This window comes from Arthrobacter sp. HLT1-20, from assembly GCF_054510895.1.
Map to the genome: position 1 here is coordinate 166,023 of NZ_JBTNDR010000002.1, position 13,907 is coordinate 179,929.

A 13,907-nucleotide genomic window follows, 5' to 3' on the forward strand; every position below is an offset into this window, starting at 1 on the left:
TTTGTGACACATTTGTCACGCATTCGTCCCCGTTCCATTCCTCACGCCGTAGAGTGGAGCCAACGGTGGCATGCGTCAAGCAAGGAGCAAGCGAGTGGGCAATAGTTTTGGTGATCGACTGAAACAGGAACGTTTGTCGCGTCAACTAACCCAGGGTGAGCTGGGCGGCGAACTCTACTCCGCCAGCTACATTTCCCTGCTGGAGAACGCCCACCGTGAGCCCACGACCGAGATCATCAAGCAGTTGGCCACGCAACTCCAAATGTCGCCCTCCACGATTGCCGAGTGGGTGCAGGCATCCTCGCCGGCGGAAAGCGAATATCTCCGGCTGTCCCTGTGCGCCCGGCAATGCTGGGACACCCGCGACTATTTGGGTGCCGCCAACAATGCCAAAGCTGCCGCCGATTTGGCCTGCGCCAACCAGAACCCTGTCATCTGGTGGAACATGACCTTCCTGAGCGCCAACTCGTTGTTGCGCAACGGCAACCACACGGACGCCGTCGAGGTCCTGGATGCGCTGTTGAAGCATCCACTGACCACTGCCAGCGACCCTCTATCGCTCCGGGCCAATCAGGTCATGGCCGCTGCCATGCTGGCCCAGGGCTCCCTCGCGGAGGCGATCGAGCACGCCACCTCCGCTGTTGAGATTGGCTCCGGTGACAGCGCCGAAGAATTCAGCGCCTATTTGATGGCGCTTCAAACACTTGTTGGTGCACTCACGGAAGCCGGCCGTCTTGACGAGGCTTGGACACACACACTAATCCTTGCCGATTCCGTCACGGACTCCACCCCCGACCAGATGGCTGGGGAAATCCACTGGGTCATTGGCAACGTCGCCTTCATTCGCCAAGATATCCGGGTTGGCCTGGAACACCATGCCAAGGCAAGCCGGCTCCTATCCCCCGCAGCCGACCTTGCCCGCTGGGCCCAATTCAACAAGGCAACTGCTTGGGTGCGGCTCATGGCCGGCGTGGTGGAGCCTGCCACCCTGCAGGCCATTGAGCGCAGCGAATTGGCTCACTCAGTGGTGGGCGCAACGGCGTCGGAGACCCTTGAAGTCTCACTATTGCGGGCGCGGTGGCATTACCTCAATGGTGAGTTGCCCCTGGCTTTGGAACTGCTGGAGACCATCGAAGGCAACAAGGAGCAGCTGGCACCCCATATTGCCGGTGATTCGGCCTTGCTCCTGGGCAGTGCGCTGCAAGCCGCCGACAGCTGCACCGAGGCACTCGAGGCCTTCACGAAGGCCAGAGACAGGTACATCACGGCCGGGGCCGCGGACAGGGCTGCGGTGGCCCAAGAGCACATCAGGGAGCTCGAAGGCTCCCGCAGCTAATCCCCACGCCCCCCCCCAAAAACAACTGGCCCGCAGAAAACGGCGAAAAGACGTGATTTCCACGTATTTTCGCCGTTTTCTGCGGGCCAGTTGGACAAGCTAGCTGAAGGTTTCACCCGTCAGGCGCTCGAAGGCTTCGACGTAGCGGGCCCTGGTGCGCTGAACGACGTCGGCCGGAAGGGCCGGCGGCGGCGTGTCCGAGGCCTTGTCCCAGCCCGATTCGGCGCTGGTGAGCCAGTCACGCACGTACTGCTTGTCAAAGCTGGGCTGGGCCTTGCCCGGAGCCCACAGGGCCGCATCCCAGAAGCGTGACGAATCCGGAGTCAGGGCTTCATCGCCCAAGGTGATGACGCCGTTGGCGGGGTCCGTGCCGAATTCCACCTTGGTGTCGGCCAGGATGATGCCGCGTTCGCGGGCAATTTCCTCGGCCCGCGTGTAGATCTCCAGGGTCAGGCTGCTCAACGCCGCAGCGTCGGCCTCCCCCACGGTTGCCACCATGGTCTCGAAGCTGATGTTCTCGTCATGCTCACCCACCTCAGCCTTGGCCGACGGGGTGAAGATGGCCGGTTCCAGCCGTGAGCCATCCACGAGCCCGGCCGGCAGCGGCAGGGTGCACACGGTTTGCGACTGGCGGTACTCAATGAGGCCGGTGCCCGTCAGGTAACCCCGGGCAATGCACTCGATGGGGAACATTTCCAGGCGCTTGCACACCATGGCGCGGCCGGCGACCTGCTCCGGAACGCCGGCCTCAACAGTTGTTGCCACCACGTGGTTGGGCACATCAAGCTGCGCAAACCACCACAGGCTCAAGCCTGTGAGGATCCGGCCCTTGTCGGGGATCTCCGTGGCCAGGATGTGGTCAAAAGCGCTGATGCGGTCACTGGCAACCACCAGGACCACGTCGCTGCGTCCGGCGAAGGGGCCCGTGCCCTCAGAGGCTGGCTCGTAGAGGTCACGAACCTTGCCGGAGTAGATGTGTGTCCAGCCGGGCAGGACGGGGGCGGCGGGAATTGCTGAAGCCATGATTTTCTTGTCCTTATGCCTGTGCCGAGGTGTGGGTCACTGTAATTTCTCCGCGGGCTGCCTTGGCCGCAATGTCATTGCGGTACTGGCCACCTTCCAGGGAGATCTCTTCAATGCCCGCGTAGGCACGCTCGCGCGCATCCACCAGGTCAACGCCCAAACCAACCACGGCGAGTACGCGACCTCCGGCGCTCACCGTGTTTCCGGCGTCGTCCGCGGCCGTGCCGGCATGCAGCACATGGACGCCGTCGAGCCTGTTGGCCTTCTTGAGTCCACGAATCCTGTCCCCCGTGCGGGGGGTGTCGGGGTATTTTTCGCTGGCCAAGACCACTGCCACGGCCGTTTCCGGCAGCCAGCGCAGCTCGTCGATGTCTGCCAGATGTCCCTTGGCTGCGGCCATGAGGACACCGCCCAGTGGGGTCTTCAGGCGGGCAAGGACGGCCTGTGTTTCCGGGTCGCCAAAGCGTGCGTTGAATTCAATGACGCGGGTGCCACGGCTGGTCAGAGCCAGTCCGCAATACAAAACACCCACAAAGGGTGTGCCCCGGCGGGCCATCTCGTCGATGGTGGGCTGGGCTACGCGGTCAATGACTTCCTGCACCAAACCTGCGGGGGCCCATTCCAGCGGGGAGTATGCACCCATGCCGCCGGTGTTGGGGCCCTCATCGCCGTCGAAAATCCGCTTGAAATCCTGGGCCGGAGCCAACGGGACAACGTTGTGGCCATCGGCCAAGACAAACAGGGAAACTTCGGGGCCGTCGAGGAACTCCTCGATGACAACCGTGCCACCCACATCAAAGCAGGACTGGGCATGAGCCAGGGCTTCGGCGCGGTCATTGGTGACCACTACACCCTTGCCGGCGGCCAGGCCGTCATCCTTGACAACGTAGGGGGCGCCAAAGGTGTCCAGCGCGTCGGCGGCCTCTTCGGCGTTGACGGCGACCTTGGCCATGGCCGTGGGAACCTGCGCCTCCGCCATGACAGCCTTGGCAAACGCCTTGGACGCTTCCAGCTGTGCGGCTTCCTTGCTGGGGCCAAAGACGGGAATGCCGGCCTCCCGCACGGCGTCGGCGACGCCTGCCGCCAGGGGAGCCTCGGGTCCCACAACAACAAGGTCGCTTTCAAGCTTCAACGCCAGAGCCGCAACGGCAGCCGGATCGCTGGCGTTGAGTGCATGCGTGGGCACAATCGCTGCGATGCCGGCATTGCCGGGGGCAGCATGGACCTCACTGACGTTGGGGTCGCTAAGCAACGAGCGGACAATGGCGTGTTCGCGGCCTCCGGGGCCAATCACTAGAACCTTCACCCCTCAAGGGTACTTGGCTAAGCGGCCAGCACCGTAAAGTGACTTCCGGGCGCATCGGCCCGCCACCGTGGCGGGAGCCGATTGTGGCCCGCCGGACGTAATGTGACTTGATTTGGGCGCCATCCATTGCCCGCGTTTCCCCGACTTGATAGCTTGGCGATTGGAATTGCCTGAAATATGTCTCGTAGCGGGCAGCGGCGCCCCGCGCGCATCCACAAGAACACGTTAGGTCTCAGCAGGTCTCTTCAGGTCAACTCTTCAAGGGGAAATACTTCATGCAAGCATTCACGCGCGCCCACTTAAAGCGCGGGGGCGCGGCTTGCGCCGCAGCCGCGGTGCTGATCGGCGGAACATTCACCGCCGGAGCCGCCTCAGCGGCGCCTACTCCGGCACCTGCGCCAACACAGAGCACTGTGGCCACCGCGGCCGCAACGGAAGCGCCCGCCACTGCACCCGAAGTTGCCACCACTTCAGGGGCATCGCTTCCCGGCGGCTTGGCCGAGGCAATCCAGCGCGATCTTGGCATGAGCCTTGACGAGTTCAACGCCAAGGGTGCCCTGGCGGCGAAGGCCTCTGCCATCGCCACCGACGTTGCCAAGGCCGACCCCAGCGCCGTGGTGTCCATCGCCGGTGACACCGTCAGGGTTCAGACCTCGGCCACAGCCCGTGCCAAGGCGGCCGCCGGAAGCACCAAGGTGACCGTGACCACCGTCAACACCTCGACGCTCTCGGGCAAGGCAAGCGGTGTGGACGCCCTGTTTGCCGACTACGTCTCCACGTTTGGGGCGGAGAATCTGTTGTCAGTAACACTCAATGCCAGCGGCGAGTACACCATCCGCACCGCCGAGGCACAGAAGGGGTTGCCGGTGGCGGCAGCGCGTTCATTTGCCGCGTCTCTGCAGCCGTCCATTGCCGACTTTGAAGCGAAATACGCCAATGTAACGGTTGAAGGTGCCAGCGGCCCTGCCAAGCCCAGCTTCACCGAGGGCGATCCCTTTGACGTGGTCAACGGGCAGGGTTATGCGGCGATCAATGCGCCGGCGCAGAAAGCCCAGCTTTGCAGCACAGGCTGGAACGGTTTCAACAAGGCCGGTCAGTCGGCGATTGTCTCCGCGGGTCACTGCACCATGGATGGCCTGCTCAACGACGTGTACCTGACCAACCCCTTGTTCGACAAGGGGGCTACAGGGGATGCCGCCTCGCAGCCCCGCCCTCTTACCAAATTGGGGCTCATGGGCTTCTCCCAGTTTGGCGGCCCGGGAAACAGTTCCGCCATCTTGAACCCAGCGAACGGGAACCCAACAGGGAATATTGGCACCGATGTCTCCGTCGTTGACAGCATCACCGCCAACTTCACCCAGGCCGCCAAGGTGGCCAAGTGGACCGGGGGAGCCTCATGGACTGCCCCCGAGCAGGTTTCCACCGACCCCACCAACATCGTGGTCACGGGAGTCGCTTCACCAGTGCTTAACGCGCCCGTCTGCAAGTCGGGCCGCACCACCGGCTGGACGTGTGGACAGGTTGACGAGATCGGCGCCTACGCCGTTGCCGGCACCAATTACCCATCCGAGCAGAATCCCAACGGCGATTTGACGGACATCCGCGCGGTGCGCGGCTTCGCCTCCATCACGGACGCCATGATGAACGATCACGGCGACTCCGGTGGTCCCATCATCTCCGGCAACACTGCCGTGGGGATCACCAGCGCTGGCGGCAAGCTGGGCAACGGAAAGTTCCTTGCCATTGGCGCCGACCTGAAAACAGCCCTGGCTGCCACCGACGGCTACACCGTCAAGATTTTCCTTCAGGCGCCCCAGGTGACAACCTCGGCTCCCGTCCTCCGCAAGGGCAAAGTCACCGGCACCGTCGCAGGGGCTCCGGCGGGCACCTTGGTAGTTGTCACAATCGACGGCGTTCCCGAGGACGCCATTGTTGGCGCCGACGGCACCTGGAGCGTCACCGCCCCGAACAAGTTCGGCACCTTCCCCGTCACGGCGCATGCCAAGAACGGCTTCAGCACCTCAGCAACCAGTGAGTCATCCATTCAGGTCATCAAGGAGACCCTGGCAGCCCCGGCCATCACCTCACCCGCCGATGGAAGCAGCGTTGGCGCGCCTGTCACCACCATCACCGGAACCGGCACGCCCGGCGCAACCATTGAACTGTCGGGCGATGTCACAGGTTCCGCGGTTGTTGGCGCCAATGGCAAATGGTCGTTCACGCTGACACAGGGTCTAGATGACGTTGGTTTCTACGATGTAGCAGCGCAGCAGACCCTGACCGACTGGAATGACTCCCCCAGCACAACAAGTTCCTTCACAATTTCCCCGGCGGCTCCCAGCGTCACGTCGCCACGCAACGGCCAGACATTTGCCTTCAACCAGGGTCCGCGGGTCATCTCCGGCACCAACCTGGCGCAGGCTCAGGTTCAAGTGAGCGTGAACGGCCACAGCTACACCGCCGTTGTGGATGGCACCACGTGGACCGTCACACTGCCCAACAAGTTGACCAGCGGCAACTACTCCATCACGGCCCTGCAGCAGTGGGGTGACTTCCGGTCTGTGACAACCACCTCCGCCCTCACCGTGCTCGCTGAACCCACACCGCCAGCAACACAGAAACCCACGGCGGCCCCCACCACGGCGGCAGCCACCACGGCGCCGGCAACACAGAAAGCCACCACAGCGCCGAGCATGGCGCCCGTCAACACTGACGATCTAGCCAACACAGGAGCCTCGAGCTCCCTGATGATTCTCGGCGGAGCCGGCGTGCTGCTGCTTTTGGGCGGAGCAGCATTCCTGCTGATTCGCCGCCGCAACGCGCGCTAAAAGCAGTAGGCTGTAAGGCAACAGCTGACACAACTTCAGCAGTGGGTCCCGTTCGATAAGAATGGGACCCACTGTTCTTTAGAGCCCAGCGGCGTCAATCAAGACCAGCAGCAGGACAGGGGGCACCATGAACGGCAAGGCAATGGCCGCGGTTGTCCTCGCAGCCACCATGAGCGGAGCCCTGGGTATGAGCGGATGTGGCACACCAGCGGATCCGCCAAGGCAGGCCCCTGCCCAGACAGCCAGTGATGCCGATACCAATGCCCTGCTGGTGCTCAATGAAACGCTGCGGGCCCAGCTTGGTGATTCCTATGCCGATTCCTGGATTGAAGGCAATAAGCTGCACATTGCCGTGACCAACCAGGCTGCTGCAAAGATTGTCACGTCGGCCGGTGCAGTGGCGAAGCTGGTCGCGGTGGATGCTGCCGCCTTGGAGGCAGCCCTGCAGGCCGTCTCAGCCTGGCGTGCCACACTCCCCGTTGAACAGGGCACAGCCATTCACAGCATCATCCCGGATGGCCGCACGGGAACCCTGACCATTTCCGTTGCCGCCGGGCAGCTCGACGCCGTCACCAAGGCAGTGTCCGCGGCCAAGCCAGCCGGGGCGATTGCTGTGATCGTCAAGGTATCCGCCGGCCTACCAACACCTCTTTAGTCGCTAGGATGACACCATGATCCATACTTTCCGGGCGCACGACGCCGTTGAACTCGCCGTCCTGGAACGCAGCGGATTTGTTGAGTCAGTCCACATCGGCTCGGCAGTTGTGGTGGCCGGCGACGGCTCGGTGGTCACCGAACTCGGAGACATCAACGCACCCATTTATCCGCGCTCGGCCATGAAACCGTTTCAGGCCCTGGCCGCGATGCAGTCCGGCGTGCCGCTCCGCGGAGCTCAGGTGGCCATCGCCGCCGGGAGTCACGCGGGGTCGCTGGAGCATATGGACGTGGTCTCCGGCATGCTCAAGGCGGCCGGCCTGAACGAGTCACATCTGGGCTGCCCGGCAGCCTGGCCCCGAGATGCCGAGGCCCGTGCCTGGCTGGTGCGCACCGAACGCGGCAAATCCAAAATTGCCATGAACTGTTCCGGCAAGCACGCGGCCTTCCTCTGGGCCTGCACCGAAAATGGTTGGGACACCGCCGGATACTTGGAACCCAACCACCCCATGCAGCGCGCCGTGCGCACAGTGGTGGAAGAGTACACAGGCGATGCGGTCATGCATACAGGCGTTGACGGCTGCGGCGCTCCCGTCATGGCTGTCACCTTGACCGGTTTGGCGCGCGGTTTCAGCACTCTCGCCAAGGCGCCGTCGGACAAGTTCGCCAACGCCCGGGCGGCCACCATTGCTACGTCCATGCTGGATTACCCGTGGGCCGTGGAGGGCCACGGGCTGCCCAACACTGTAGTCATGGAGGAGTTGGGCATTCTGGCAAAGATGGGGGCCGAGGGTGTCCTGGCCATGGCCACACCCACCGGCGCCAGTGTTGCCGTCAAGGTTCTGGACGGCAACGGCCGGGCAGCCACCCTGGTTGCCCTGACACTCCTGGCCGCCGCTGGCGCGCTAGATATTCCGGAGGTGGCCACCGTGCTGGCCCGCGTGGTTCCCCCCGTCATGGGCGGCAACAGCCCCGCCGGCAGCCTGCGCCTGGGCCGGGCCATCAGCGCCCTCCTGGACTAGTCTCCACGCCTTCCCAAACGATCAACTTCAACAAGGAGCAGGACATGAGTGCCCGGCGTCGTATTGACATTGCTGAGGGACAGGCGGCCCTGGCCGCCTGGCAGAACGGGGAGACTGCCCGGGCGGTCACCGCCACAGCCGTGCGCTACTCACTGGAGGAATTGGCTGCGAGGGCACCCGGCAACTCCGTCGAGGTGCGGGTGCCGCCCTTCGGCGTAACCCAATGCATCCCCGGCCCCCGGCACACCCGCGGCACGCCGCCCAATGTTGTGGAGTGCGACGCCGGAACCTGGCTTGCGCTGGTGACCGGTGCGACCGCCTGGGCTGACGCCGTCGAACGCGGGCAGGTGGCGGCCTCCGGACTGCGCGCAGACCTGTCCGCAGAACTGCCCCTGCCGCTGAGCTGACAGCCTCCTAGCATTCTTGCCAGCTTGGGCAGGTACCCTAGGGGCATGACTTCCCAGCCTGAATCCACCCCCGGAGAGCCCCGCAAACTCACTGTGCGCCGCGCCCCTAAGTATGTCCCCTTCATGATCGCCGGCGCCTTGGCCGGCATCGTGACGGCAGCAATTTTCACCTCCATCGCCCCGCCCAGCGAGCAATTTGAAACATCAAGTATTTTTGGCTTCTTTGCCGTGTTGATGGTGTTGCCCGGCGCAGGACTTGGCGCCATTGTGGCATTGGTGCTGGACCGCGCCAGCACCCGCCGCAGCAAAACGCTGTTGGTGACGTCCCTGCCCGATGATGACAGCAACGCCGACGCCGAAACTGCCTAGTCCTGCTGCAGCGTCAGCGGACCAGCTAGAAACTTGTCCACTTCTGCAGGAGCGTCGACAAGCGAAGGTCCCGCCCAACCGTGAAATTCGGCTGGCCGGGACCTTCGATCGGGCGTCCGCCCACACTCGTCAGCCGCGAATTCCGGCATGCAGGGGGACCCCAGGCCTAGCTGCAGGCTCCTGTGTTTTCCCAGGCGCCCCACTGCGAAACGCCGGGTTTCTCACCCGCGGTCCACCACTTGGCCTTGTAGCTGATGCCGGCAAGGGAGACCTTGGAACCGCCAGCGTACGTCGCGGTGGCGTTCCACGCATCACCACAGCTCGAAGCTGCGGGGGGTGTTGTGGGAGCGCCCGTCGGGGCCATGCTCGGAGTGGGCGTCGGAGACGGGTCCGTGGGGATTCCCGCGCAGTCGGCCAGCTTCTGCCAAACCCCATCAGCTCCCGGGGCGTTGCCTTGAGTCCACCACTTGGCCTTGTACTCAACGCCGTTGTAACTGACCACAGCGCCGCCGCTGTAGACAGCGGATGCGGACCACACCGCTGCCGAGCATTCTCCCGGCAGGGAAGGACCTGTGGGCATCGGGGTTGTCGTTGCACTCGGCGTGGGGGTCGGGGTCGGGTCGGTGGTCGCCGGAGGGGCTGCCTCAGTGACCGGGCCCGGCGCTGCTGCCCGGAACTTGTCAGACATGGCACCAATCAGTTCACCATTGCGGTCGCCGGAGAGCTCCCACCACATGCCGCCGCCAAGACCCTTGCTGACAATGTAGTCAGTCTTTTGCTTGGTAGTCGCGATGTTGTCATAGCTCCACCACTGGGTGCCGTCATAGCGCCAAGCTGCGCCGGTTGCGGCGTTGTAATGATCCGTGCCAAGCGTCTTTAGCTTGTCGTAGTCCTCGTTGGCCTTTTCGTAGGTACCTGGAGCGCCATCAGTGGCTGGCCCCCACGGGGCAACGCTCGTGGCACCTGTCCAGCCGCGACCGTATGCCGCCAGTCCCAGGCCCAGCTGCTTCGGGTCAATGCCGGCGGCAAGGTACTTCCTCACCGCTTTGTCGGCACTGAACTTCTTGCTGGGCTCCCGGGGATCGGCCGGGTCATCGTACAGGTTAGCCTGATGGCCGGTGAGCGTGGGGTTCCACGCACCATGCAGGTCATAGCCCTGGATGTTGCCGAAGTCCAAGGACTTGAAGTTGTCCGGGTCATCCCAGCCGCCGGCATCAATGTCTTCGGGGTTGGCGGGCAGGAAGGCGCTCAGGACGTACTTTTTTCCACTCGTTGAGCCGTACGCGTCGAGCTGACTGCGGAACTCGGCCAGCAGGGCCTTGAAGTTTGCGCGGTCGTTGACTGTGTCGACACCGTTGCCTTCCAGCCCGGAGTTCGTGCCCGGCCATTCCCAGTCAATGTCGATGCCGTCAAAGATACCTGCAGCCGCACCCGCGCCGCCGCGTCCTTCAAAATTGGGCAGGTTGCCCTTGATGTAAAGGTCTATGCAGCTGGAAACCAGCTTCTGGCGGGACTGCTGGGTGGCTGCTGCCTTCGAGAAGTTCTTGGACCAGGTCCAGCCGCCCAGGGAGATCATGACCTTCAGTTTGGGATTCTTGGCCTTCAGCTGCTTGAGCTGGTTGAATGAACCGGCCAACGGCTGGTTCCAGGTGTCTGCCGCGCCGGAGACGGACTTGTCTGCCGCATAGCCCATCCCGAAGTCGGCCCAGGCGTCGCCAGCACCGTCGGAGCCGGCGGGTCCAGTACCCTGTGCCTTGTTGGCCATGAAACAGGTCAACGTCTGATTGTTGATGTTGCCGAAGGAGTAGTTGATGTGGGTCAGATCTTTCGCAGTGCCTGAGACGTCGAGCTGCTTTGCCTGAAACGCGCGTCCGTACACTCCCCATTGCGCAAAGTAGCCAACGTTGCGATAGCCGTTGACAGTGGAGGCGAGAGGGGCTTCGACCCCAGTGTCCGCAGGTGCTGCATTGGCCCCGAGGACTCCCACCCCACCTGCCAATCCAGCAACCATAGTCCCTGCGGCAACAGCAGCCCACACTTTTGTGAGGCGCCTGCGCCGGTTGATATGTTCTGACATTCACAATCCTTTGAACAGTGAGGTGCGCTGATCGCACCGTCGTCCAGTAGAGAACGCTAGTCTTTGGTGGCCCATGTCACATCAGCATGTTCCACATACTTTCTGGGGCTGCAAGCCACCTAAGTATCTACACTTAGATGATTGTGAGTTCCGATTTCCTTCGCTTTTTTCGCGACTGCGCAGCCACAAAAATGGCGGAACTCCGAAGAACTCCGCCATTTCACTTTGCATTGTTACGTTGGTGCCGGCGTTTTAGACCCTTTGAGGTGGCCTCACTTGCCGCACTGGATAGGACTTCCCCAAGCGTTGGCAGAACCGGAACCGGGGACTTCTCCCTGGGTCCACCACTTGGCTTTGTAGCTGGCGCCTGCATGAGTGACAACGGCCCCGCCTGTGTAGACGGCTGCAGAGGACCAGGCTACTTCTCCGCTGCAGCTCTCAGCAGGACCCCCACCAGTGCCGCCGCCAACACCCGCGGAGGGTTCTACGACGGATACCCCGCGGGGATAGTCTGCCAAGAGGGCGTACGTTTCCGAACCGATGCCGACCCGGAAGTTGGAGATCATGGAGGTGGGCAGCGTCCACGCCAGCTTGGTGCTTACCGTTGCGCCTGCCGGAATACCGCCAGATGGCACCTTGATGGTGTAGGTATGGAAGTCGCCCTTGAGCCCTCCGACGTTGTTGCCAGTATGGTCCCCGGAAATCTTGGTGATGGACCAGCCGCTCTGCTCTTTCATCTCACCGGTGTCGCTTGTCGCACTGTCGAAAGTGATCGTTGCACCGGCGGGGACAGCGGTCTTGGAGTTATTGGTGAAGTGCGCTTCCGGGTTGATGGGGTAGTTGTTGTCACCCAGGGCGAAGTTTTTCAGTTCCACACCAAGATCAATGGCCTTGGTGGGCATCTTCACATTGGCTTTGGTGGCACCGTAGGGTGTGGAAGCAGACAACTTCGAGTGGATCTTGTTCACAAGTGTTGACCCCATCTCGAACTGTCCCTTGTCACCGTTGTACTGGTAGTCACCGGCTAGCTCCCAAATCATGACCCCACCCAAACCCTTATCGGCAACGTAGTCGACCTTGGCTCCGATGGCCTGGTCGGCATCGCCCGAGAGGAAGGTCTTGGTGGTCTCATTCCACCACCACTCGTTCTTGGTGACGCTGTCAAAATGGTGCGTGTAGGTGCCTTTGAGGGCGCCCGTCGGGGATCCGTAGGAAGCCGCGTAGTCACCTACAACACCCCTTTGTAGGTTCAGGACGTGCCAAATAGGGTTGGCCCCGGCCGGCAATTCGGCTCCCATCGGGTCGCTGTCATGCCAAAGGTTATCGATACCCGAAGCGCCGGCGCCACACTTGGAGTTTCCGCCAGCCTTGGGCCCGGTTCCGGGCGCACACTGGTTCTGATCTGCAAGTACGGAGCTACCGTAGAGGCCGTTGGTGCCACCCTGCACGTTGGTCCAGCCGCGGGTATAGAACGGCACACCGAGATTGATGCGACCAGCCGGCATGGCGCCACGGAAATAGTGGTAGGCCCAGTCAGAGTTCAGGTAGCCAATCCCCTTGTAGGCGTTGTAGACGCCGCCAGCGGCGAGCTCCGGGTCTTTCCCATCGTCATAAAGGGCCGCGTTTCCGCCGACGTAGCTATTCCATGCACCGTGCAGGTCGTAGCTCATCATATTGACGAAGTCGAGGTACTTGACCACCTGATGCGCTTCCATACCACGTAGCAACCATCCTGATGCTGGGGCAGCGACGGTGAGCTGGTAGTAGGTGCCGTCAGCAACACTGGCTTTGTCGAGCTTCTCGCGCAGGCTCTTCATCAGTTTCATGTAGTTTTCGAAGAGTACCGCACGGCGAGGTTCAGAGATGGCGAAGTCATCGGGGTTGCCCGCCTTGGAATTGCTCGTGGCGTACTCGTAGTCGATGTCCACACCGCTGAAGCCATACTTGCGGATAAACTCCACAGCCGAATCGGCGAACGTGTCGATCTTGGCTTGGGATTCGGTCAGCGTATAAAAGCCACCATCACCAACACGGGTTCCATCAGCAGCAAAGTAGCCACCGGTCTCGGCCCAACCACCCACCGAAACCAGGGTCTTCACGCCAGGGTTTTCCTTCTTGAACTTCTTTAACAGATTCAAGTGCCCCTCGTACGGCAGCGTTGAGTCCATCTCTGCCCCAGCAACACCGGGCCAGGTTAGATTGGTCGCGGCATTGCCGGGCGCCTCTGCACCCACCGAGACCTTGTTGTTGCCATCAATGTGGGCAAAGGCGTAGTTGATGTGGCTGAGCTTGTTCCAGGGGATGTCACTGGCGAGGTAGCGGGGGGCGCCGTTCTCACCGGTGCGCCAGCTTGTGAAATAGCCAATGACACGCTGGTCCAGGCCGTTGGGAAGCAGTTCCCGGCCCGCCTCGTCATAGACGGAGCAGTAGGGAACGTTTACACCGGGCGTCTGGTACAGGCCATCTGGCCGGCATTTCTCATCCGGGTTGGACGTCCATGGCGTACCGGGGGCCGGAGTTGCCGTGGGAGCCGCCGTTGGCGTGGGAGTGGGAGCCGGAGTGGGAGTGGGAGTCGTCACCTTGCCACAGGCGCCTTGACTGCTCCACGGCCCCCACTGGTCAGCACCCGGGACGTTGTTTTGCGTCCACCACTTGGCTGCGTAGTTCACGTTTTGGTGCGAAACAACTGCATTTCCCGTATAGGCGGTAGATGGGGCCCAGGCCGCGGCGCACGCCGTCGAAGGTGTGGTTTCTGACGGGGAAGCGTAGGCCATCTGGGTCGTTATGCCGATCGAGGCAACGAGGGCGAACCCCGTCACAATGGCGGTACTTCGATGCCGCCATTGAGGCAATGTTGGTGTCTGCATGAATTTCCTGTTCTGCTG

10 protein-coding genes are annotated in these 13,907 nt (G+C 62.5%); 6 read left to right on the forward strand and 4 right to left on the reverse strand.

Features of this window, described 5'->3' with window-relative positions:
• Positions 1–70: 70 nt before the first annotated feature.
• Positions 71–1,336: a helix-turn-helix domain-containing protein gene (locus ACX80Q_RS02075; protein ID WP_459328851.1), complete on the forward strand. Its 1,266-nt coding sequence runs from the start codon at positions 71–73 to the stop codon at positions 1,334–1,336.
• A gap of 99 nt (positions 1,337–1,435) precedes the next feature.
• Here ACX80Q_RS02075 and ACX80Q_RS02080 read toward each other — a convergent pair whose 3' ends face one another.
• On the reverse strand, positions 1,436–2,359 hold the full coding sequence (locus ACX80Q_RS02080; RefSeq protein ID WP_459328852.1) for a phosphoribosylaminoimidazolesuccinocarboxamide synthase: 924 nt from the start codon (positions 2,357–2,359) through the stop codon (positions 1,436–1,438).
• A gap of 13 nt (positions 2,360–2,372) precedes the next feature.
• On the reverse strand, positions 2,373–3,665 hold the full coding sequence (gene purD, locus ACX80Q_RS02085) for a phosphoribosylamine--glycine ligase (protein ID WP_459328853.1): 1,293 nt from the start codon (positions 3,663–3,665) through the stop codon (positions 2,373–2,375).
• Positions 3,666–3,940: 275 nt separating this feature from the next.
• Here purD and ACX80Q_RS02090 point away from each other — a divergent pair, with 275 nt between their 5' ends.
• The 5 genes from ACX80Q_RS02090 to ACX80Q_RS02110 all read left to right on the forward strand — a co-directional run bounded on the left by ACX80Q_RS02090 (position 3,941) and on the right by ACX80Q_RS02110 (position 8,945).
• Positions 3,941–6,493, forward strand: a complete 2,553-nt coding sequence (locus ACX80Q_RS02090; protein WP_459328854.1) for an LPXTG cell wall anchor domain-containing protein — start codon at positions 3,941–3,943, stop codon at positions 6,491–6,493.
• Between the two features lie 127 nt (positions 6,494–6,620).
• A complete protein-coding gene (locus ACX80Q_RS02095) occupies positions 6,621–7,148 on the forward strand; it encodes a hypothetical protein (RefSeq protein WP_459328855.1) in 528 nt (175 codons plus the stop codon).
• A 16-nt stretch (positions 7,149–7,164) separates the two neighbouring features.
• Positions 7,165–8,169, forward strand: coding sequence for an asparaginase (locus ACX80Q_RS02100; protein WP_459328856.1), 1,005 nt, complete (start codon positions 7,165–7,167; stop codon positions 8,167–8,169).
• A gap of 44 nt (positions 8,170–8,213) precedes the next feature.
• Positions 8,214–8,576, forward strand: a complete 363-nt coding sequence (locus ACX80Q_RS02105; RefSeq protein ID WP_459328857.1) for a sterol carrier family protein — start codon at positions 8,214–8,216, stop codon at positions 8,574–8,576.
• A gap of 45 nt (positions 8,577–8,621) precedes the next feature.
• The gene (locus ACX80Q_RS02110) at positions 8,622–8,945 is read left to right on the forward strand and encodes a hypothetical protein (RefSeq protein WP_459328858.1); all 324 of its coding nucleotides are present in this window, start codon (positions 8,622–8,624) and stop codon (positions 8,943–8,945) included.
• A 166-nt stretch (positions 8,946–9,111) separates the two neighbouring features.
• Here the strand turns inward: ACX80Q_RS02110 and ACX80Q_RS02115 are convergent, their stop codons facing one another.
• On the reverse strand, positions 9,112–11,022 hold the full coding sequence (locus ACX80Q_RS02115; protein ID WP_459328859.1) for a glycosyl hydrolase family 18 protein: 1,911 nt from the start codon (positions 11,020–11,022) through the stop codon (positions 9,112–9,114).
• 272 nt (positions 11,023–11,294) lie between these two features.
• Complete coding sequence (locus ACX80Q_RS02120) at positions 11,295–13,889, reverse strand: glycosyl hydrolase family 18 protein (protein WP_459328860.1); 2,595 nt, start codon at positions 13,887–13,889, stop codon at positions 11,295–11,297.
• Positions 13,890–13,907 lie beyond the last annotated feature (18 nt).

Excerpts from the sequence above, each read along its gene's own strand:
- ACX80Q_RS02075 (WP_459328851.1), top strand. The coding sequence starts at position 71 with ATGCGTCAAGCAAGGAGCAAGCGAGTGGGCAATAGTTTTGGTGATCGA.
- ACX80Q_RS02080 (WP_459328852.1), bottom strand. The coding sequence starts at position 2,359 with ATGGCTTCAGCAATTCCCGCCGCCCCCGTCCTGCCCGGCTGGACACAC.
- ACX80Q_RS02090 (WP_459328854.1), top strand. The coding sequence starts at position 3,941 with ATGCAAGCATTCACGCGCGCCCACTTAAAGCGCGGGGGCGCGGCTTGC.
- ACX80Q_RS02095 (WP_459328855.1), top strand. The coding sequence starts at position 6,621 with ATGAACGGCAAGGCAATGGCCGCGGTTGTCCTCGCAGCCACCATGAGC.
- ACX80Q_RS02100 (WP_459328856.1), top strand. The coding sequence starts at position 7,165 with ATGATCCATACTTTCCGGGCGCACGACGCCGTTGAACTCGCCGTCCTG.
- ACX80Q_RS02105 (WP_459328857.1), top strand. The coding sequence starts at position 8,214 with ATGAGTGCCCGGCGTCGTATTGACATTGCTGAGGGACAGGCGGCCCTG.
- ACX80Q_RS02110 (WP_459328858.1), top strand. The coding sequence starts at position 8,622 with ATGACTTCCCAGCCTGAATCCACCCCCGGAGAGCCCCGCAAACTCACT.
- ACX80Q_RS02115 (WP_459328859.1), bottom strand. The coding sequence starts at position 11,022 with ATGTCAGAACATATCAACCGGCGCAGGCGCCTCACAAAAGTGTGGGCT.
- ACX80Q_RS02120 (WP_459328860.1), bottom strand. The coding sequence starts at position 13,889 with ATGCAGACACCAACATTGCCTCAATGGCGGCATCGAAGTACCGCCATT.